The sequence below is a fragment of the Brevibacterium sp. CS2 genome, assembly GCF_005280295.1.
GTDB lineage: Bacteria > Actinomycetota > Actinomycetes > Actinomycetales > Brevibacteriaceae > Brevibacterium > Brevibacterium pityocampae.
The window spans coordinates 1,961,164-1,980,442 of record NZ_CP040020.1 but is presented as its reverse complement, the minus strand read 5'-3'; the positions used below and the strand labels follow the sequence as shown (position 1 = coordinate 1,980,442).

At 71.6% G+C, this 19,279-nt stretch carries 24 protein-coding genes and 1 tRNA gene; 9 read left to right on the top strand and 16 right to left on the bottom strand.

What is annotated here, in order from left to right; translation table 11 throughout:
* Nucleotides 1-197 precede the first annotated feature (197 nt).
* Nucleotides 198-443 carry a hypothetical protein gene (locus FDF13_RS08855; RefSeq protein WP_137319317.1) on the top strand — a complete coding sequence of 82 codons (246 nt, stop codon included), beginning with the start codon at nt 198-200 and terminating at the stop codon, nt 441-443.
* Nucleotides 444-666: 223 nt separating this feature from the next.
* Here FDF13_RS08855 and ppk2 read toward each other — a convergent pair whose 3' ends face one another.
* The 6 genes from ppk2 to FDF13_RS08825 all read right to left on the bottom strand — a co-directional run bounded on the left by ppk2 (nt 667) and on the right by FDF13_RS08825 (nt 7,249).
* Nucleotides 667-1,614 carry a polyphosphate kinase 2 gene (gene ppk2, locus FDF13_RS08850; RefSeq protein WP_137319316.1) on the bottom strand — a complete coding sequence of 316 codons (948 nt, stop codon included), beginning with the start codon at nt 1,612-1,614 and terminating at the stop codon, nt 667-669.
* Between the two features lie 120 nt (nt 1,615-1,734).
* Entirely contained in the window at nt 1,735-2,232 is a 498-nt protein-coding gene (gene tpx / locus FDF13_RS08845) for a thiol peroxidase (RefSeq protein ID WP_137319315.1), read from the bottom strand.
* A 31-nt stretch (nt 2,233-2,263) separates the two neighbouring features.
* A complete protein-coding gene (locus FDF13_RS08840; RefSeq protein WP_137319314.1) occupies nt 2,264-3,277 on the bottom strand; it encodes a DUF368 domain-containing protein in 1,014 nt (337 codons plus the stop codon).
* Entirely contained in the window at nt 3,274-3,732 is a 459-nt protein-coding gene (locus FDF13_RS08835) for a SufE family protein (RefSeq protein WP_254668754.1), read from the bottom strand. The genes FDF13_RS08840 and FDF13_RS08835 overlap by 4 nt, the downstream gene beginning before the upstream one ends.
* Nucleotides 3,729-4,634 carry a sulfurtransferase gene (locus FDF13_RS08830; RefSeq protein ID WP_137319312.1) on the bottom strand — a complete coding sequence of 302 codons (906 nt, stop codon included), beginning with the start codon at nt 4,632-4,634 and terminating at the stop codon, nt 3,729-3,731. Before FDF13_RS08830 ends, FDF13_RS08835 begins: the two co-directional genes overlap by 4 nt.
* Nucleotides 4,631-7,249, bottom strand: coding sequence for an excinuclease ABC subunit UvrA (locus tag FDF13_RS08825; protein ID WP_137319311.1), 2,619 nt, complete (start codon nt 7,247-7,249; stop codon nt 4,631-4,633). The genes FDF13_RS08830 and FDF13_RS08825 overlap by 4 nt, the downstream gene beginning before the upstream one ends.
* Before the next feature lie 76 nt (nt 7,250-7,325).
* On the opposite strand from FDF13_RS08825, the gene FDF13_RS08820 reads away from it, so the two are divergent.
* Entirely contained in the window at nt 7,326-7,907 is a 582-nt protein-coding gene (locus tag FDF13_RS08820) for an HhH-GPD-type base excision DNA repair protein (protein ID WP_175406929.1), read from the top strand.
* 27 nt (nt 7,908-7,934) lie between these two features.
* On the opposite strand, the gene FDF13_RS08815 is transcribed toward FDF13_RS08820, so the two are convergent.
* The 3 genes from FDF13_RS08815 to FDF13_RS08805 all read right to left on the bottom strand — a co-directional run bounded on the left by FDF13_RS08815 (nt 7,935) and on the right by FDF13_RS08805 (nt 9,810).
* On the bottom strand, nt 7,935-8,432 hold the full coding sequence (locus FDF13_RS08815) for a pyridoxamine 5'-phosphate oxidase family protein (RefSeq protein ID WP_137319310.1): 498 nt from the start codon (nt 8,430-8,432) through the stop codon (nt 7,935-7,937).
* An 89-nt stretch (nt 8,433-8,521) separates the two neighbouring features.
* Nucleotides 8,522-8,929: an SRPBCC family protein gene (locus FDF13_RS08810; RefSeq protein WP_175406928.1), complete on the bottom strand. Its 408-nt coding sequence runs from the start codon at nt 8,927-8,929 to the stop codon at nt 8,522-8,524.
* A gap of 110 nt (nt 8,930-9,039) precedes the next feature.
* A complete protein-coding gene (locus FDF13_RS08805) occupies nt 9,040-9,810 on the bottom strand; it encodes an SDR family NAD(P)-dependent oxidoreductase (RefSeq protein WP_137319309.1) in 771 nt (256 codons plus the stop codon).
* A 128-nt stretch (nt 9,811-9,938) separates the two neighbouring features.
* On the opposite strand from FDF13_RS08805, the gene FDF13_RS08800 reads away from it, so the two are divergent.
* Complete coding sequence (locus FDF13_RS08800; RefSeq protein ID WP_137319308.1) at nt 9,939-11,723, top strand: bifunctional 3'-5' exonuclease/DNA polymerase; 1,785 nt, start codon at nt 9,939-9,941, stop codon at nt 11,721-11,723.
* Here FDF13_RS08800 and FDF13_RS08795 read toward each other — a convergent pair.
* Complete coding sequence (locus tag FDF13_RS08795; protein WP_137320447.1) at nt 11,705-12,490, bottom strand: DUF429 domain-containing protein; 786 nt, start codon at nt 12,488-12,490, stop codon at nt 11,705-11,707. The two genes, FDF13_RS08800 and FDF13_RS08795, sit on opposite strands and share 19 nt — an antisense overlap.
* Nucleotides 12,490-13,137: an endonuclease gene (locus FDF13_RS08790; RefSeq protein ID WP_137319307.1), complete on the bottom strand. Its 648-nt coding sequence runs from the start codon at nt 13,135-13,137 to the stop codon at nt 12,490-12,492. Before FDF13_RS08790 ends, FDF13_RS08795 begins: the two co-directional genes overlap by 1 nt.
* Nucleotides 13,138-13,218: 81 nt before the next feature.
* Between FDF13_RS08790 and FDF13_RS08785 the strand changes: the two genes are divergently transcribed.
* Nucleotides 13,219-13,926 (top strand): MgtC/SapB family protein, encoded by a 708-nt coding sequence (locus FDF13_RS08785; protein WP_137319306.1) that lies wholly within the window; start codon nt 13,219-13,221, stop codon nt 13,924-13,926.
* Nucleotides 13,919-14,074: a hypothetical protein gene (locus FDF13_RS14805; protein ID WP_175406926.1), complete on the top strand. Its 156-nt coding sequence runs from the start codon at nt 13,919-13,921 to the stop codon at nt 14,072-14,074. Before FDF13_RS08785 ends, FDF13_RS14805 begins: the two co-directional genes overlap by 8 nt.
* Nucleotides 14,075-14,098: 24 nt before the next feature.
* Here the strand turns inward: FDF13_RS14805 and FDF13_RS08780 are convergent, their stop codons facing one another.
* A complete protein-coding gene (locus FDF13_RS08780) occupies nt 14,099-14,668 on the bottom strand; it encodes a mismatch-specific DNA-glycosylase (protein ID WP_137319305.1) in 570 nt (189 codons plus the stop codon).
* A 197-nt stretch (nt 14,669-14,865) separates the two neighbouring features.
* On the opposite strand from FDF13_RS08780, the gene FDF13_RS08775 reads away from it, so the two are divergent.
* Nucleotides 14,866-15,525 carry a hypothetical protein gene (locus tag FDF13_RS08775; RefSeq protein WP_137319304.1) on the top strand — a complete coding sequence of 220 codons (660 nt, stop codon included), beginning with the start codon at nt 14,866-14,868 and terminating at the stop codon, nt 15,523-15,525.
* A 25-nt stretch (nt 15,526-15,550) separates the two neighbouring features.
* Here FDF13_RS08775 and FDF13_RS08770 read toward each other — a convergent pair whose 3' ends face one another.
* Nucleotides 15,551-16,423: an alpha/beta fold hydrolase gene (locus FDF13_RS08770; RefSeq protein ID WP_254668753.1), complete on the bottom strand. Its 873-nt coding sequence runs from the start codon at nt 16,421-16,423 to the stop codon at nt 15,551-15,553.
* An 86-nt stretch (nt 16,424-16,509) separates the two neighbouring features.
* On the opposite strand from FDF13_RS08770, the gene FDF13_RS08765 reads away from it, so the two are divergent.
* Together FDF13_RS08765 and FDF13_RS08760 are read left to right on the top strand one after the other, a co-directional pair.
* Nucleotides 16,510-16,815 carry an acylphosphatase gene (locus FDF13_RS08765; protein WP_137319303.1) on the top strand — a complete coding sequence of 102 codons (306 nt, stop codon included), beginning with the start codon at nt 16,510-16,512 and terminating at the stop codon, nt 16,813-16,815.
* Between the two features lie 11 nt (nt 16,816-16,826).
* Nucleotides 16,827-17,522, top strand: a complete 696-nt coding sequence (locus tag FDF13_RS08760) for an HAD family hydrolase (protein WP_137319302.1) — start codon at nt 16,827-16,829, stop codon at nt 17,520-17,522.
* 63 nt (nt 17,523-17,585) lie between these two features.
* Here FDF13_RS08760 and FDF13_RS08755 read toward each other — a convergent pair whose 3' ends face one another.
* The 3 genes from FDF13_RS08755 to FDF13_RS08745 all read right to left on the bottom strand — a co-directional run bounded on the left by FDF13_RS08755 (nt 17,586) and on the right by FDF13_RS08745 (nt 18,608).
* Nucleotides 17,586-18,023, bottom strand: a complete 438-nt coding sequence (locus FDF13_RS08755; RefSeq protein WP_137319301.1) for a hypothetical protein — start codon at nt 18,021-18,023, stop codon at nt 17,586-17,588.
* Between the two features lies 1 nt (nt 18,024).
* Nucleotides 18,025-18,411, bottom strand: a complete 387-nt coding sequence (locus tag FDF13_RS08750) for a hypothetical protein (RefSeq protein WP_137319300.1) — start codon at nt 18,409-18,411, stop codon at nt 18,025-18,027.
* A gap of 126 nt (nt 18,412-18,537) precedes the next feature.
* Nucleotides 18,538-18,608, bottom strand: a tRNA-Gly gene (locus FDF13_RS08745).
* Between the two features lie 110 nt (nt 18,609-18,718).
* Here FDF13_RS08745 and FDF13_RS08740 point away from each other — a divergent pair.
* Nucleotides 18,719-19,234: a hypothetical protein gene (locus FDF13_RS08740; protein ID WP_137319299.1), complete on the top strand. Its 516-nt coding sequence runs from the start codon at nt 18,719-18,721 to the stop codon at nt 19,232-19,234.
* Nucleotides 19,235-19,279: the final 45 nt, after the last annotated feature.

Here is a 19,279-nt window from a genome sequence, read left to right as displayed (position 1 = left end):
CCGGGGCGACGACGGTGTGGTAGCGGTAGCGCGGCGCGGCGGGCGGGGCGGGCGCGGGCTCCGCCGCGTCGGGGTCGGTGCCCGGGGCGGGTTCCGGTGCTTAGCTCAGATGTCTCCTCGGCCCGGATCTGGAACAGCTGGTCGCCGGCCCGGACCTCGGCGCCGGCAGCGACGAACAGGTGGTTGATCGTCCCCGCGTGGCTCGCCTCGACGGGTTTCGCCGGGTCGATCCGGATCGTCCCCGACACCGTCATCGTGTTGGTGATGGTCCCTCGTTCGACGACGACCTCGGTGCTCAGCGGAGTGCCGCTGGGTTCCTCTCCCCCGCCGGCGGCCTGCCCGGTGGGCCGGAATGCGATCCACGCCAGGGCGATCGCGATGACGAGGAGGACGACGAGGAAGCCGGTGGGGAGGATGACGCGGCGGAACAGCTGCACGGGTGAGGCGCCCTTCTGGTGACGGACCCCGGGACGGGGAATGACCCGACGGTAACATCGGGATCCGTGCGGACTCCCGCGGCGGCGTTGCGGTTGTGCGGCGATCGCGTGACGAATCGGGCACCGCAGCGGCCCGCGACCGGATATGCCGAACGGCCGCCGGATTCCTCCGACGGCCGTTCCCGATCGACTCGTCACCGTGTCGGGCGGCGGCCCTTTACCGCGGATGTCACAGGTTGGGGAAGCTCCCGATCGACTCGCCCTCACCGGCTTCCAGGAGCGACTTGCCGCGGCCGACGATCTTCTTGTCGACCTTGCCGACGACCCGATGGTCCTTCTCCGGGTAGTCGAACTGCGAGAGCACGTAGCGCATCGCCTCGAGGCGGGCGCGCTTCTTGTCGTTCGACTTCACCACGGTCCACGGGGCGTGGGCGGAGTCGGTGTAGAAGAACATCGCCTCCTTCGCCTCGGTGTAGGCGTTCCACTTGTCGCGGCTGGCGAGGTCGGTCGGCGAGAGCTTCCACTGCTTGACCGGGTCGTTGGACCGGGCCTGGAAGCGGGCGGCCTGCTCCGCCTGGGAGACGGAGAACCAGAACTTGATGAGGTGGATGCCGGAGTCGACGAGCATCCGCTCGAACTCGGGGCAGGTCCGCATGAACTCGAGGTACTGGGCGGGGTCGCAGTAGCCCATGACGCGCTCGACGCCGGCCCGGTTGTACCAGGAGCGGTCGAAGAACACGATCTCTCCGCCGCTGGGCAGGTGCTCGACGTAGCGTTGGAAGTACCACTGGGACTGTTCGCGCTCGGTGGGAACGCTCAGTGCGACGATGCGGGCGCCGCGCGGGTTGAGGTGCTCCATGAACCGCTTAATCGACCCGCCCTTGCCGGCGGCGTCGCGGCCCTCGAAGAGGATCGCGATCTTCTGGTCGTTGGTCTTGACCCAGAGCTGGAGCTTGAGGAGCTCGACCTGGAGCTGTCGCTTCTGGCGCTCGTAGCTGCGCCGGGACAGCTTGGTCTCGTAGGGGTAGTTCTCCTGCCACGCCGGGATCCCGCCGGGACCGCTGGGAGCGGTGGCCTTGGCGTCCTTCGCCGCCTGCACCTTGACCTTGGAATGGAGTTCGACGAGCTCGTCGACCTCGTACCGGTTGTGGTCGTGCTCGATATCGAGTTCGGTCATGCGGCACCCTCGGCTCTGCGGCTCAAGCGACGCAGGATACGCCGCCGGTCAATTGTACAGGACATGGACGGTGCCCGCCGTGCCCGGGGGCTCCGGCACGGCGGGCATCGCGAGCGGATCTCAGCCCAGGGCTGCGACGGCGGCGTCGTAGTCCGGTTCGGTGGTGATCTCGGGGACGAGCTCGGTGTACGTCACGGTGCCGGACTCGTCGAGGACGAGCACGGCCCGGGCGAGCAGACCGGCCATCGGCCCGTCGGCGAGCCTGAGACCGAAGTCCTCGCCGAAGCTCGAGCGGAACGCCGAGGCGGCGGTGACGTTGTCGATGCCCTCGGCCCCGCAGAAGCGCGCCTGCGCGAACGGCAGGTCCTGGGAGACGCAGAGCACAGCGGTGTTCTCGAGGCCGGCGGCGAGCTCGTTGAACCGGCGCACCGAGGCGGCGCAGACGCCGGTGTCGATGCTCGGGAACACGTTGAGGACGAGGCGCTTGCCGGAGAACGATCCACTCGTCACCGCGCCGAGGTCAGTGCCGACGAGGTCGAACGCCGGGGCCTGGGCACCGGTGGCGGGGAGATCGCCGGAGGTGTGGACGGGTGTCGATTTGAATGCGGTTTCAGCCATGACCCCATCCTCGCCTGCCCGCGGCCCGCGATCAACCGTCTGCGGCATCCGTCCGGGTTCGCCGAGCGGCCTCCCGCTCGTCCTCCTCGGCCTCGATCTCGTGGACCGTGGGCGAGAACTTCCGCTCGAACACGACGAGGGCGGCCACCGCTGCGGCGCCGAGCAGCGCGAGCAGCACGGGGCCGAGGACGGGGTCGTACGGGCCGAGCAGCATTCCGGGCGCGCTGTCGTCGCCGCCGGCCGACGACTGCCACGGCCACAGGGCACGGAGCGAACCGATCATCAGCCCGGTCATGACGAGCAGGGTGAGGCGGCGGTGGCGGGTGAGGAGGTGCTTGAGGAGCCGCACGAACGAGGCGAGCCCGACGAGCGCGCCGAGACCGAACACCGCGATGTAGCCGAGGTCCCGGTCGTCGAGCGCGCTCATCGTCGTCGAGTACAGGCCGACGGCGAGGAGGAAGAAGGAGCCGGAGACCCCGGGCACGACGAGCGCGCAGATCGCGATCGAGGCGGCGAGGAACACGACGAGGAGCGAGGGGTCGGTCTGCGCTCCGCCGCCGGCGAATCCGATGAGCACGAAGGCGATGATCGCGGCTCCGATGACGAGCCCGGCATCGAGCAGCCGGGCGCCGGCCGAGGGCGATTCGCGGGAGGGGAGCATGAGGACCGGGACGAGGATGCTCATCGCGACGAGTCCGAAGAACAGGCCGCGCGAGGCCTCGGGGTGGTCGGCGACGAAGCGGGCCATCACTCCGGCGGCGGTGAGCACCGCGGCGGCCATCCCGATGAGCACCGGGATGATGAGCAGCCACTGCGTGCGCGCGAGCTCCGCCCGGAACCCGGCCCAGCGGTCGGGGCCGGCGACGAGCCGCTTGATCGCGGACAGCATGTGCGAGGCGGAGTCGATGAGCTGGTCGTAGACCCCGGTGACGAGTGCGACGGTGCCGCCGGACACGCCCGGGACGAGCTCGGCCATGCCGATGAGGAAGCCGCGGACGAGGTCGAGGGGCAGCACCCACAGGGGGCGTCGGACCGGGGCGCTCATTCGGCCCCCGCAGCGGTGCGCTCGCTCACCTGGCGCTGGATGCGCGCGAGCATGCCGCTCATCCCGCGCAGCCGCAGCGGGCTCACCTGCTCCTCGAGGGACAGGCGCAGCGGCAGCTCCGCCGGGACTGAGAGCACGGTGGCGGCCGGGCGGCCGTCGAGTCCCTCGTGGAGGATGCCGGCGAAGCCGCGGGTGGTGGGTGCTTCGGGCGGGGCGCTGAAGTGGAGGTGCACGGTGCGCTCGGAGTCGTCGTCGATCTCGGTGACGAGGAAGATCGGCGACTGGCACTCGGGCACCGGTTCGAGCAGCTCGGGGTGCTCGGCGAAGCGGTCGGGCAGGTCCGGCAGCTCCTGGCTGAATTCGAGGAGCAGCTGGAGCTTGTCCGCGTCCGGCATCGCGGCGAAGTCGTCGGCGATCTCCTGCAGGCCGCCGGGCAGGGGTGCGGTCTCGCTCACGACGTCCGGGCCTCCCCCGGCTCCTCGCCGCGCGCGATCGGCACGCGAACGACGTTGCCCCATTCGGTCCACGAGCCGTCGTAGTTCTTCACGCCGCGGAAGCCGAGCAGGTGCTCGAGGACGAACCACGTGTGGCTCGAGCGCTCACCGATCCGGCAGTAGGCGATGACGTCCTCGTCCGTGTCGAGCCCGAGGTCGTCGACGTAGATGCTGCGGAGCTCCGCGGCGGACTTGAAGGTGCCGTCCTCGTTCGCGGCCCGGGCCCACGGCACGGAGCGGGCGGTCGGGATGTGCCCGCCGCGCAGCGCGCCCTCTTCCGGGTAGTCGGGCATGTGGGTGCGCTTCCCGGTGTACTCGTCGGGGCTGCGGACGTCGATGAGCGGGACGCCGCCGATGCGCTCGAGCACCTCGGGGAGGAAGGCGCGGATCCGCGAGTCGTCGCGGTCGATGACAGGGTAGTCGGTCGCCGGGCGCTCGGGCTTGGCGGTGGTGAGCTCGCGGCCCTCGGCCTGCCACAAAGCGCGGCCGCCGTCCATCAGACGGACGTCGGAGTGGCCGAACAGGGTGAACACCCAGAGGGCGTAGGCCGCCCACCAGTTGGACTTGTCCCCGTAGATCACCACGGTGTGGTCCCGGCCGATGCCCTTGGCCCCCATGAGGGCGGCGAATCCGGCACCGTCGACGTAGTCGCGGGTGACGGGGTCGTTGAGCTCGGTGTGCCAGTCGATCTTCACCGCGCCGGGGATGTGCCCGGTCTCGTAGAGGAGGACGTCCTCGTCGCTCTCGACGACGACGACGCCGGGGGTGTCGAGGTGGTCGGCGACCCACTGGGTGCTCACCAGCCGCTCGGGGGCCGCGTATTCGGCGAACTTGGGGTTCGTGCTGTCGGCGGGTGCTCTCACGGTGCCTCCACGGTGTCGGGTTCGGGGTGCTCGTCCGGCGCGGCGCCGGTCGGGTCGGTAGGGGCAACGGCGGGCCGGGCCCCGGATATTCCCGCCTGCGCGTCTCCGGTCCTCCCGCCCAGGGCCAGGCAGCGGCCGGTCGCGGTGCCGGCGGCGGCGACCTCGGCCGGGGTGCCGGCCGCGATGATCCGGCCGCCGTGCTCGCCTGCTCCGGGACCGAGGTCGATGACGTGGTCGGCTCCGGCGACGACGCGCATGTCGTGCTCGACGAGGACGACGGTGCCGCCCTGGTCGACGAGGCGGGAGAGCTCGGCGAGGAGGAGGTCGACGTCGGCGGGGTGGAGCCCGGTGGTCGGTTCGTCGAGGAGGTAGACGGTGTGTCCGCGGGGTGCGCGCTGGAGCTCGGTGGCGAGCTTGATGCGCTGGGCCTCGCCGCCGGAGAGCTCCGTGGCCGCCTGGCCGAGCGTGAGGTAGCCGAGCCCCACGGCGGCGAGCGCATCGAGGGCGCGGGTGATGCGGGCGTCGGAGGCGAACACCGGGCGGGCGGCTTCGACGGTGAGGTCGAGGACCTGCGCGATGGTGAGCCCGTTCCACGTCACCTCGAGGGTGTCCGGGGCGTAGCGGGCGCCGTGGCAGTCCGGGCAGCGGGCGTAGCTGCCGGGGAGGAACACGAGCTCGACCTCGATCTGGCCCTCCCCCGCGCAGGTCGGGCAGCGACCCTCGACGACGTTGAAGGAGAAGCGGCCCACGCCCCAGCCGCGGGCCGCGGCTTCCGGGGTGTCGGCGAACAGCCGGCGCACCCGGTCGAACAGGCCGGTGTAGGTCGCCAGGCAGGAGCGCGGGCTGCGGCCGATCGGCTTCTGGGTGATGTGGACGAGTCGGTCGACCGATTCCGCCCCGGTGACGGCGCGCACGTGCACGGCATCCGCCCCGGCGCCGTCGTCCCCGTCGTCCCCGACGACGGTGGTGCGCACCCGTCCGGCGAGCACCCGGGCGAGCACATGGGTGACGAGCGTGGACTTGCCGGAGCCGGAGATCCCGGTGACCGCGGTGAGCACGCCGAGCGGGATCTCGACGTCGAGATCGTTCAGCGTGCGCGCGGTCACCCCCTCCAGGCACAGGCGGCCGGTGGGGGTGCGGACCTGAGCAGCGGTGCGCGGCGCGGGAGGCGGGGCGCCGAGGTAGCGCGCGGTGACGGAGTCCGGGACGCCCGCGAGCGCGGCGACCGGGCCGGAGTGGAGGATCCGGCCGCCTCCGGTGCCGGCGCTGGGACCGACGTCGATCACCCAGTCCGCGCCGGCGACGAGTCCCATGTCGTGCTCGACGAGGAGGACGGAGTTGCCGTCGGCGATGAACCGGTCGAACAGCTCGGTGAGCACGCCCTTCTCCGTCGGGTGGAGGCCGGCGGAGGGCTCGTCGAGGACGTAGGCGACGCCGAACAGGCCGGAGCGCAGCTGGGAGGCCAGGCGCAGGCGCTGGAGCTCGCCGGCCGACAGGGTGGCCGCCGGCCGGTCGAGGGACAGGTGGCCGAGGCCGAGCCGCACGATGGTGTCGAGCACGGGCAGGGCCGAGGGCAGGAGGATGCGTTCGGCCTCCTCCTCCGGGGTGCCCTCCCCGGCAGGCAGCGCGGCGAGCCGGTCCGCGAGCCGGGTGCGGACCTCGGCGGCGGTGCGGGCGGCGAGTGCGGGGATCGGCTCGCCGAGGTAGGTCACGCGCAGGGCGTCGGCACCGAGCCGGTGGCCCTCGCAGACGGGGCAGGTGCGGGTGTCGAAGTAGCGCAGGGCGCGCGTCCGGGTCTTCTCCGATTTCGTGTCGTGGTAGGTGTGCAGCAGATAGCGGCGCACGGAGGACCACTTGCCCTGGTAGTCGCGCTGGATGCGGCCGGCCTCGCGCTCCGGTGAGACGGTGACGACCGGCTGCTCCTCGGTGAAGAGGATCCATTCCCGCGTGTCGGCGGGCAGGGAGTCCCAGGGAGCGCGGAGGTCGATGCCGAGGGTGCGGAGGATGTCGCGGAAGTTCTTGCCGAGCCAGGCTCCGGGCCAGGCGGCGATCGCGCCCTCGGCGATCGAGAGCGACGGGTCCGGGACCATCGAGGACTCGGTGGGTTCGTGGAGGACGCCGGCGCCGTGGCAGCGCGAGCACATGCCCTCCGGGGTGTTGGGGCTGAACGCGTCCGAGGTCAGGCGCCCGCCGTGGAGCGCGGAGCCGCGGGCGAGGACGTCTGCCGGGTGGTCGCCGGCCCGGGAGTACAGCAGTCGGATCGCGTTGGACAGCGTGGTGATCGTGCCGACCGTCGAGCGGGTTCCGCCGGCGGTGTGCCGCTGCTCGAGGGCGACGGTCGGGGGCATCCCGGTGACGGATTCGACGCGCGGGTCCACGGCGGAGCCGATGAGGCGCCGGGCGAACGGGGCGATCGATTCGAGGTAGCGCCGCTGCGCCTCCCCGTGGAGGGTGCCGAAGGCGAGCGAGGACTTCCCGGAGCCGGAGACGCCGGTGAACGCGACGAGACTGCCGCGCGGGAACGACGTGGAGACGTGCTGGAGGTTGTGGAGACGGGCGTCGCGGACCCGGACGTCACCGGTGGGCACGGCGGGTGCGGCTCGATTCGCTGGCATGGCGTCCACGCTACCGGCAGGCACGGACGCGGGCGCACCGGGCGCACTCGCCGGCGCACCGGGCACAATGGTGGGCATGAGCGATCTCTACCTGTCCACGGATGCCCGCGCCGACGCCCTGCTCGCGGAGAACCCCTTCGCCCTGCTCACCGGCATGCTGCTCGACCAGCAGGTGACGATGGAGTCCGCGTTCGCCGGCCCCGCGAAGCTCGCCGAGCGCCTGGGCGGCTACTCCCCCGCCCTCGTCGCGGACATGGACCCCGAGGCGTTCCTCGCGGCGTTCCGGGAGAAGCCGGCGGTGCACCGGTTCCCCAAGTCCATGGCCGAGCGGGTGCAGAAGCTCGCCGCCGCGATCTGCAGTGATTACGACGGCGACGCCGCGGCGCTCTGGACCGCGGGTGACCCGGACGGCTCCGAGGTGCTCCGCCGTCTCAGGGCGCTGCCGGGGTTCGGGGAGCAGAAGGCGAAGATCTTCCTCGCGCTGCTCGGCAAGCAGTTCGACCTGCAGGCCGCCGGCTGGGAGGCCGCCGCCGGCGAGTACGGAGCCCCGGAGGCCCGGCTGTCGATCGCCGACGTCGTCGACGAGCACACGCTCGCCGAGGTGCGTGCGACGAAACAGGCCCGCAAGGCCGCCGCGAAGGCGCAGAAGAAGCGCTGAGCAGCGGCGGCCGGCGGCGCCGTTCGCTCACATGTCGACGGTGCGCGATTCCCCGGTCTTCGGGGTGCCCTTCGTCGCCGCCGAGGTGAGCATCGAGAGCATGGTGCGCACGCCGCCGGGCGAGTCCCAGTACTGCGCGGTGTGCGGGGTGACGCGGATGAGGCGCACGGCCGGGTCGTCGGCGCCGCCGTCGAACCAGGCGGAGGTGAAGGTGTTCCACAGCTCCTTCTGCTTCGCGACGTCGCGGACCACCGTCGCGGTGCCGGACACGGAGACCCAGCTCGACTTGCCGGAGTAGGCGACGTTGACCTGGGAATCGACGGCGAGCTCGTCGACGATGTCGGAGTCCGCGGTGGTGATGAACCAGACGTCGCCGTCCTCGACGACCTCCTGGGTGCCCATCGGCCGGGATACGAGCGTGCCGTCGGTGTCGACCGAGGTGAGCATCGCGATGCGGGTGTCGTTCATGAGCTCGCGGACCTTCTCGCGGAGCTCGGCCTCGGAGGTGCGGGTGGTGTCATTCATGGCGGGTTCCTTCCCATCGTCGTGTGCCCCCACTCTTCCAGGAACAAGGCACCTTGTCGATGGAACGGCCTCGAGGGCTCGGCGGATGCTCAGCCGGAGGCCAGCCGCTCCCGCAGTCCCCGCTCCCCGGCGGCCATGACCCGGCCGTGCGCCCAGGGTGCGAGCGGTCGCAGTGCGCGCACGAGCCGGCGGCGGCTCACCACGCACCAGGTGATGGTGAGTGCGCTGCCGGCCCCCGCCTCGGCCGCGGTGAGCCGCCCGGTGCCGCGGAGGTCGCCGGCGGCGCGGACGCGGGCGCACTCCGGCGGGCTGGCCTCGGCGAGCTCGAGGGCGAAGCGCAGGCGGTACCCGAGCGGGCTGCCGATGGTGAGGGCCACCCGCCGACCGGGCGCGCCCTCACCGGTGTCGGCGATGACCCGCGCGCTGCGGATCCCCGGCCACCACCGGGGCCAGTGCTCGACCGCGATGAGCTCCTCCCACACCCGCGCAGGCGGCACCGGGGCCGTCCACGTCGAGGTGAAGTGGAACGCCGCGGATTCCCCGGGTGCAGGTGCGGTGTGCCGGTGGGGCCCGGCCGGTGCGGGGGGCGCGGTGATCGGGGTGCCGCTCAGCCGGCGGACCAGCCGGCGTCGACCGGGATCACGGCGCCGTTGACGTCGGAGGCGGCGTCCGAGGCGAGGAAGGCGATGACCTGGGCGAGCTCCTCGGGCTTGGCGTTGCGGATCGCGCTCTGGTGGACCGGGGTGATCGCGGCGAGCCCGTGCTCGGGGTTCATCGCGGACATGTCGGTGCCGGACATGATGTTCGTCTCCACTCCGCCCGGGCAGGCCGCGTTGCAGCGGATACTCTGCTTGCCGTAGGTGTAGGCGGTGTTGAGGGTGAGGCCGATGAGCCCGTGCTTGGAGGCGGTGTAGGCGGCACCGGCGGCGCCCCCGCGCAGGGAGGCCGAGCTGCCGACGTTGACGATCGCGCCGCCGCCGCGCTCGAGCATGACCGGGATCGCGGCGCGGATGAGGTACATCGGGGCGGTGAGGTTGACCCGGAGGATCCGGTCCCACTGCGCGGTGTCGACGTGGGCGGCCCCGGCGAAGGCGTCCATGATGCCGGCGTTGTTGACCAGGCCCAGGCGGTCGCCGCGCTCGGCGGCGAGTGCGATGAGATCGGCGGCGGCCTGCTCGTCGGAGATGTCTGCGACGACGGCGGTCGCCTCGCCCCCGGCTCCGGTGACGAGCTCGACGGTCTCGTGCGCGGACTCGGCGATGTCGGCGACGACGACGTGCGCGCCGCGGGAGGCGAGGAGCTGCGTCGTGGCGCGGCCGATCCCCGATCCGGCTCCGGTGACGACGATCGTGTGTCCGGTCATGTCGGTGGTGGTCATGGATCCTCCGTGATTCGGCGGGTGCGTGCGGTCGCGCTCGGGTGTGAGACGCGCCACCTCGAGCCTGTCACAATCACCGGGCCCCCGCATCCGAACTTCTGGCGAACGCACGGCGTGATAATGGGGGGATGCACATCGTCCTCGGCCCCGCAGATCCCGGTCCCGGAGCATCCGGGCCCGCGGACCCGGGCCCGTCCCCCTGGCGGGCCCTGCTCGTCGAGGACGGCCGGACCGTCGGCGCCCGCGACGCCCCGCTGTCCGAGCTGCCGGGCCTCGTGCGCTCGCTCGCGGCGGAATCGCCCCGGCCCGAGGCGATCCGCTGGGTGTGGTCGCAGACCGCCCGGGTCTACCCGCCGCTCCTCGCCGCCGGATTCGAACCGGCCCGCTGCTGGGACCTGAGCCTGTGCCAGCGGATCCTCAGCCAGGCGGCCGGCTTCCCCGACACCGGGGTGGAGTACGCGCCGGTCGTCGCGCTCGATCCGACCCCGCCGGAGCCCGCCGAGGAGCGGGTGCTGCCGCGCGTCGATCCCGCCCAGGGATCACTGTTCGACTCCCCCGCGGCCGCCGGGCGCTCAAGCGAGCCCACGGCCGATCAGCTCGCAGCTGAGCTCGCCGCACAGCTGCGCGCCGTCGCCGGGAGCCGGTACCCGCAGCGGCTCACGCTCCTCCTGGCCGGGGAGTCGCAGGGCGGGATGATCGCGGTCGAGATGCACGCCGCCGGCCTGCCGTGGCGGCGCGACCTCCACGAGGCGCTGCTCGCCGACGCGCTCGGGCCGCGCCCGGCCGACGGCGCCCGGCCGGCCCGGATGCAGGAGCTCGCCGACCGGATCGCCGCCACCCTCCAGGTCGCCGGAGTCAACCCGGACAGCCAGCCCTCGCTGCTCAAGGCGCTCCACACCGCCGGGATCCCGGTACGGACGACGAGCAAGTGGGACCTCATGGCGTGGGCGGAGGAGGGCGGCGAGCGGGTCGAGGAACGGCGAGCGCTCATCGCCGAGCTCCTCGAGTACAAGACGCTCCAGCGGCTGTGGACCGCGAACGGCTGGCACTGGCTCGACGAATGGGTGCGCGACGGCCGCTTCCATCCGTCCTACGCGGTCGGCGGGGTGGTGACCGGCCGCTGGGCCGCTCACGGCGGCGGGGCGATGCAGGTGCCGGCGACGGTGCGCGGGGCGGTGCGGGCCGACCCGGGGTGGCTGCTCACCGTGGCCGACGCCTCCCAGGTCGAGCCGCGCATCCTCGCCGCGATGTCCGGGGACCGGGCGCTCGCGCAGGCGGGCCGCGACGGCGACATGTATCTGGCCGTCGCAGAGCTCGGCCGGCGGGCCGGGTCGGCGGTGAGCGAGCGCTCGCGGGCGAAGATCGCGCTGCTCGGCGCGATGTACGGGTCGACGACCGGGGACTCCGGGGCGCTCGTGCCGCACCTGCGCCGGCTGTTCCCGGCGGCCCTCGAGTTCGTGGAATCCGCTGCCCGGATCGGGGAGCGCGGTGGTCGCGTCGCGACGTGGCTCGGCCGCACCTCGCCGGCCCCGAGCGCGGACTGGCAGGCGCAGGTCGCCGATGTGTCGACTGCGGAGGCCGAGTCCCGGGCGCGGTCGATGACCCGCTCCCACGGGCGGTTCACCCGGAACTTCGTCATCCAGGGCACGGCGGCGGAGTGGGCGCTGTGCTGGATGGGTGCCGTGCGCCGGCGGCTGCATGCGGGAGGCGCGGACGGCGCGGGGCTGCGCACGCGGCTGGTGTTCTTCGTCCACGACGAGGTCGTGCTCCACGGCCCGGCGGAGGAGGCCGGGGAGGTCCGGACCCTTCTCGCCGAGGCGGCCGCGGAGGCCGGACGGCTGCTGTTCGGCAATGCTCCCGTCGAGTTCCCCCTCACCGTGTCCTCGGTCGAGTCCTACGCCGAGGCGAAGTGAGCCGGCGGGGTCGGTAGATCGGTCGGCAGGCAGATCCACCCCTCGGCGCGAGCCGCCTCGTCCTGCTCCGGTTCGGGCCGGACGAAGCGTCCCCGGTCGATCTCGCGCGCGAGGAGAGCTGCGACCACGGCGTCGAGCGCATCGTCGCTGTCTGCGCAGAGCGCCTCGCTCCCCTGCCAGTCCAGCCACGGGAGCGTGGCGGCCAGCTGCTGCACGAGGGCCCGCCGGCGTTCACCGCCGTCCGTGCGCTTGTATCCCCGGTGCGGAAGTCCCCATCGCTTGAGTGCGGCGGCCGGATACACCTCGCATGCGCGACCGGTTCCGTCCCGGGCGGTGTCGGCTCCGGACTGTCCAAGTCGCGCGGCGATGGCGGCCCACCGGAAGGCCGGGTGCGCGATCCTGTCGGCAGACACGCTCAGCGGCACCAGCCCGGTCCGCTCGTGGACGAGGAGATCCGTCGTCCGCATCGCCAGTCGCCTGCGCCATCCGTCGCCGGTGGGCCGCGCTGGCCACTCCCCTCCCCGCGCATGGGCCCCGACGAGTTCGACGAAGGGCTGCGGCCAGCCGAACGGCACGTCAACCCCGGCCCGAGCGGCGCGCAGCACGGCGGCGATGATCGCCTCGTCGTCCGCGCCGACTGTCACTGACTCCACCCGGACGCGATGGTCCGAGGGATCCTCGGTCAGGAAAGCCAGTCCGGTCCTCCTTGGGTCCGCCGCCAGATCGATCCCGCACCAGACGCCCCCGGCCGAACCATCCTGCCTCATCACCCGTCGAGCAGCCCCGGGTCGCGGGCGATCCTGACCAAGGCGGCGGCGAGTCCTGCGAAGTCGTCGCCGCTCACCAGCGCACCCAGGGCTTCGAGGTCCGTCGGCAGCCCGGCCGCCTCGGCGCCCTGCAGGACGAGGTCGTCGGCCAGGGGCCGGAGCGAGGGCCACACCGCCTGCACCTCGCGCAGGAAGATGTTCGCCCCGGCAGGTCCGATCCCATCGAATTCCTGCAATCCGTCCGCGATCCTGCCGGGGTCGCCCTCCGCCTCGTCGCGCAGGCGCCGCAGGTCGCCCTTCCACCGGTCGAGGAGCAGCGCCGCGGCGTCGTCGAGGCGCGTCGCGGTGCTCTCGTCGTAGCGCCGGTAGCCGCCCCGGCCGAGCGCATCGACCCGTTCCTGCCAGGTGCTCTCACGCAGGTGCTTCGGCGTGCGCCAGCCGGCGTCGAACAGCTCTCCGGCGGTGGCGACGGCGATCTCCGACCGGATCCGGGCCGACAGCAGCAGGCTGAGGACGAGCAGCTGCCACAGCGGTGCCGGAGTGTCGCGCAGGGTGATGCCCGCCTCGTCGCAGAACGTCGTGCCGAACCCCTCGAGCAGGCGGCGGGCGGTCGCCTGCTCGGTCGCTGATCGCTTCTTCGCCGTCATAGGTGTTCCATCTTCCACCCCGGCGCGGATTCCGCAAGGCCCGGCGCTCCCGGACATAGGATGTCCCCACAGGAGGCAGGTATGGACTTCGACGTGATCCCGGACGACCTCGCGACCCAGGCGGTGCTGCTCGGCTGCGCCTTCGTCCTCTCCGCGATCATCGGGATCGAGCGCGAGGTGCGCCACAAGAGCGCGGGTGCCCGCACCCACATCCTCGTCGGCCTCGGCGCGGCCCTGTTCACCCTCGTCTCCGCGTACGGCTTCGCGGGCATGGTCGACGGCGATTCCGTCCGCGACCCGGGCCGCATCGCCGCGCAGATCGTCACCGGCATCGGCTTCCTCGGTGCCGGGGTGATCTTCGTCAAGCAGAACGTCGTGTCCGGTCTCACTACCGCCGCCTCGATCTGGGTGAGCGCCTCGGTCGGCATGGCGTGCGGCGCTGGGATGCCGATCATCGGAGCGCTCGCCGTGGTGTTCTACCTGTTCACCGTGACGGTGGTGAATGCGCTCGTCGAACGGATCAAGCGCCCCGAGCTCGCTGAGCATTTCACCGTCCAGTACGAGGACGGTCGCGGGGTACTGCGCGACATCCTCGGCGAGACCTCCCGGCAGGGCTACGAGTCCTCGCTCAATCACACCCGCCGGGTCCGGGGCGAGAGCGGGAAGCTCGTCGAGGCCGACCTCCGCTTCACGCCGCGGCAGAGCGGGGTGGACCGCGGGGTGTTCGAGATCCTCCACGACATCACCGGGGTGCACTCCGTGGAGATCAACGAGCAGGTCAATGACTGACCTCCGCAGGAGCATCCCGCACGACCGCCCCGGCGTCCGCGCAGACGCGCCCACCGGCGCCGGTCGGACGTGGGCGTCGGGCCGAAGCCGGGGCGCGGTGCTCGAGGTGTTCGCCCGCGCCCACCAGCAGTTCTCCGGCCGGCCCTGAGAGCCGGAACCAGCCGGAACCGTGTCAGTTCCCGCCGATCGCGGCGGCCGTCGCGATCCCCCGATAGGCCTCGGCGAGGTCGTCGAGACTCGCGTGCGCATTGAGCCCGCTCGGATTCGGGGCGACGAACAGCGCGGTGCCCGGCCACGGCGATTCCTGCCGACCGGTGACGGCGCGGGGCGCCTCGAACGCGGTGCGGTACGCGGTGATCCCGAGCACCGCGACGACCCGCGGGGCGTGCTCGGCCACGAGCCGGTCGAGCCGCCGGGCCCCGGCGCGCAGTTCCTCCCGGGTGAGCTCGTCGGCGCGGGCGGTGGCGCGCGGGCAGATGTTGGTGATCCCGATCCCCCGCCCGGTGAGCTGCGCCCGGTCGGATTCCGTGTACCCGTCCGCGGCGTCGATGAGGGTGTCGGTGATGCCGGCGCGGTGCAGCGCAGGATGGAACCGGTTGCCGGGCCGGGCGAAGTGGGCGCCGGTCGCCGCCGTCCAGAGGCTCGGGTTGATCCCGACGAACAGCAGCCGCAGCGGCTCCGGCAGGAGGTCGGGGACGGTGGCATCGCGGAAGCGCTCGAGCTCGGCACGGCTGAAACCCATGCGCCCAGGCTACGCGGGGCGCTCCGCGCACCATGGCGGCCGGTCGGCGTTGCCCGCGCCGGGGCCGGGGACTACCGTCGGATCCGATGGGTCCGCAGCGTGCGGACCGCTCCCCGGAGGAGGAGACCCTCATGATCATGGCATCCCCTGCCCTCCGCGCTGCCATGCAGGGGCATCGACCCCAGGGAGCCTGAGTCATGAGCAGGGATCGTGAGCGACTCAGGCCGGCACAGCTCCGCCGGGTCGACGAGCTGTGGGGCCGGCTGTGGCACACGGGCTCCGTCGAGATCCCGCCGCGCACGGGGCGCCTCGTGCTTTTGCTCATCGGGGCGGTCGTGTTCACCCTGCTCATCTGCATACTGCTGTTCACCACCGCGGTCGCCGTCGGCAGCGGGGAGGAGCCGTGGTGGGTCGCGTTCAACCCGCTGACGCTGATCATGTTCGTCGGGCTGTTCTTCTTCGGCTTCCTGGGGATCCCGGCCGTCATCATCGTCATGGTCAACCGTCCCACCCTTGTGCTCAACCGGGACGGCTACGCCGAGGTCGTCGGACGCGGCAGCAGCCGGAAGGTCCGCGCGTTCCTGCCGTGGGACGACGTGGAGCGGATCGGTGCGACCTTCATCGCGGCCCACAAGTGGCCGATGCCGCCGACCCACCTCGTGACGATCGTCCTCACCCCGGAGGCGTTCGCGCGGCACACCGCGGGCAGCGGCAAGCTGGCCCGCATCCTCTCCGCGGCCGACCGCTCGATCTCTGGGCCGCGCTCGTTCGTCCTGCGCCACGGCATCCACGGTCACGGCCGGGTGCTCCAGGAGCTCTTCACCCGGGCGCAAGAGCAGTTCGCCCGGACGCGGTGACCGGGGCGACCAGGGGTGGCCGGGGTCAGTCCCTGTCGTCGAGGAGGAATCCGCGCAGCACGGCGATGAACTCCTCGGGCTTCTCCGAGTGGAGCCAGTGCCCGGAGTCCTTGATCATCATCCGCGTGGTGCGCGGGAACAGGGCGCGCATCGCCTCCCCGTATTCGGGGCGGATGTAGTCCGACTTCGCGCCGCCGACCCACAGCACCGGGTGATCGAACCGGGCATCGCCGAGTTCGGGGAAACCACCGATCACCGCCAGCGAGTCGTGGAGGAGTTCAAGGTTCGGCTCCCAGAACAATCCGTCGTCGCCGCTGCGGAGGTTCTGGAGGAGGAAACCGCGGACCGTGCGGTTGGGGATCGACTCGCTGAGCGCCTCGTCCGCAGCCGCACGGTCGGCCACGGAGCCGAAGTCGAGAGCGCGGAGACTGCTGAGCAGATGGTCGAACTCGGACCCGCCCGACCCGGCGTCACCTGCGTCATCGGAGACTGCGTCATCGGACACTGCATCACCGGATTTCGCGGCCTCGGTCCCGACCGGGGAGATGTCCTCGACGACGAGCCGGTCGACGAGCTCGGGGTGGCGCAGCGCGAGCACCATGGCGACCTTGCCGCCCATCGAATGGCCGATGACGTCGACAGGGCCGGCCGCGGCGAAGTCCGCACGCAGCGTCGCGGCGACGTGGTCGGCCATGGCGCGGTAGTCGAACTCCTCCGTCCAGTCCGAGCGGCCGTGGTTCGGGAGGTCGACGAGGAGGCTCGTGCACTCCGGCTCGAGGCCCTTGGCGATCCGGGTGAAGTTCTTGCCGCGGCCGAACAGCCCGTGGAGGAACACGACGCGGCGCTCCCCGTCGCCGACGGTCCGGGTGAAGAGGTCGATGCTGTCTGAGTCCGTCACGCGTGCAGTCTAACGGGGCGGCCGGGTCGACGTGGGCAGCCCGAGCCCCCTCCCCGGGTGGGGATCCGCTCGTTAGGGTGGAGGTCATGACGAACGCTGAGCAGACCCCGGACCAGGCGGAGGACCGAGCGGCGCGGGTCGTGGTCACCGGTGAGGTGCAGGGCGTGTCGTACCGGGAATCGTGCCGCCGCGCAGCGGAGTCCCGAGGGGTGGCCGGCTGGGTGCGCAACACCGAAACCGGGACCGTGGAGGCGCTGTTCGTAGGTCCCGGAGCCGCGGTCGACGCGATGATCGACTGGTGCCGCACCGGACCGCCCGCGGCCGAGGTGGCCGGCGTGCACGTCGAGCCGAGCGACGAGTCGGCCCCTGACGCCGGTTTCACGGTCCGCTGAGGGAGCGCGCGATGACACACGACACCGTCCTCCTCGACGTCGACGGCACCCTCATCGATTCGACGTACCACCACGCGATCGCCTGGCACCGCGCCTTCGGCGACTACGGCATCGACCTCCCGATGTGGCGCATCCACCGGGCGATCGGCATGGGCGGCGACCGGCTCATCACTGCCGTTGCCGGGGCCGAGGTCGAGGAGCGGCTCGGCGACGTGCTGCGCACGGCGCACGGGGAGAAGTACGAGGAGATCGCCGAGGATGTGGGCCCGCTGCCCGGGGCGCGCGAACTCGTGCAGTTCCTCGGTGAGCGCTTCATCGTGGCGCTCGGGTCCTCGGGCAGTCCCGAGCACACCTCCCTGGCACTGGAGAAGGTGGGGCTCGGCGAGCACGATATCGCCGCCGCGACCTCATCCGGGGACGCGGACTCCTCCAAGCCGGCGCCGGACATCCTCCGGGCCGCGCTCGAGCAGGCGGGCGGGACGAGCGCGATCGTCATCGGCGACGCCCCCTACGACATCGTCGCCGCCGCGCGGATGGGTGCCCCGTGCATCGCAGTGCGCACCGGGGGCTTCGGACCGGCCGAGCTCGAGGCGGCCGGAGCGATCCTCGTGGTCGACGGGCTGCCCGAGCTGCTCGAAGCGGACTGGGATGCACTTGCTCGCGCGACCCCGCCGGCGGGCGCCGAGGACGACCCGCCGGTGCTCTGAACAGCGTTTCGGCGAGTCCCGGTACTCGGGGTTCATCCGAACAGTGTCAGAAGCGCCGCGGCGTCAGAAGCTCCACGGGCCGCCGTTGAGCGTGCCCGCGATCATGGTGAGGGCGCCATTCACCACAACACTCACGAACGTGTAGGCGGCGACCGCTGTCGCGACCACGACGAGCAGCCTGCGAGGTCGGACGCGGGCAAGGTGGACGATCCCGAGGACGAGGGCGACCAACGAGATGATCACACTGACGATCACCCCTGTCCGACCGAAGAGGACGTAGGTGTTGAAATCGATCGGCCCGTCGATGACCACCGGGAGCAGCTGGAGCACCGCGCTGTACCCGATCTCGACGAGCCACGCCAGCGCCGCAAGGACCACAGCGCTGATGCCCAGGGAACCGCCGAACAGCGAGCGAGCGAGCGGCGGATGGTGCGGCGCAGGGCCCGAGTACGCGCCCGGATGCGGATCTGCGGGCCGGAACTCCGGAGTCGCGTCAGTCATCTCAGAACCTCCCTGCAAGGAAACCGGTCGACAAGCCGAGGACGCCGAAGAACACGGTGTCGAACACGATGAGTCCGGCGATCGTCGTGGCGATGACGGTCAGCGAGCGACGGGGCCGCACCCGCACCAGACCGATGGTCCCGCAGACGAGTGCGGCGAGAGCGGTGACGAGGATGACGATCGCGCTCACGAACGCGAACAGACCGTACAGCTCGAACGACCCCGAGAAATCGGGTGCCAGCAGTGGGAACAGGTACAGTCCCACTGACCGCGCCACAGTGAATGCCCACGCGAGACCGGCGAGGATGACAGCGACGAGACCGATCGGGCCGCCGGTTCTCGAGGAGCGCGGTGCCGGCGGCGCCGCATACTGCGATGGTTCGGTCATGGTACGAGCATAAGCAGTCGGCGGGTGTGCAGACGCCACTGGGCGAGGACGACGAGCCCGCGGCTGGAGATCAGCAGGCCGGCCGCGGCTGTGCAGCCGATGTCGGGCGCCTCAGGGCATGAAGAGAGCGGGCGACGGGAATCGAACCCGCGTATCCAGCTTGGGAAGCTGGCGCTCTACCATTGAGCTACGCCCGCGTGCAGTGAGAGTCTAACGCACATCTGGCCGGTGCGAAGAACCGGGAGGTTGAATCCACAGCCTGTGGAAAACGCCTGCACGACGATCCGAACCCGGTCACACTGTTCTCATGGGAATCAGATACCGCGCCTTTCCGCTCCGCACTGAACTCGACCTGATGTACGCCCGAGCGAACCCGTTGGAATGCGCTCACGCGCTGGACCACCGCGAACATGAATGGGAGCACACCGCTCCGGGAACTCCTCGAATCGGTGAGCTGTACCTCGATAAGGCGTGGAGGCAACTGCAGTGGTACTTCTCGGAGAGCCCGCCGATACCGGATGAGCTGCGGGGTCCCGTCGCGGCTCATTCGCTCGCGCGGCCGGGTCTGCTCCTGCTGAGCGGCGACGTTTCGTTCGTCGGAACCGACTACGGCTGGGACCCTTACCTCGGCGTCGTTCCTGCACCGTATGTGCGAATAGCCGCCGACGACTACGCCACCGTCGATGAGAACGATCTATTCGAGCGTGGAGAAGAGTATCGCGCGGGTGACGGCGAGTATTGCCGGCAGTACTTCGTCCACCTGCGCGATACGACCCGCCGGTGGTCGGATGAGGGGTTCGGAGCGCTCTACTACATCGGCTGAGCCTCGGGTGCTCTTCTGAACCATGCGAACACCGGGACAGACCGA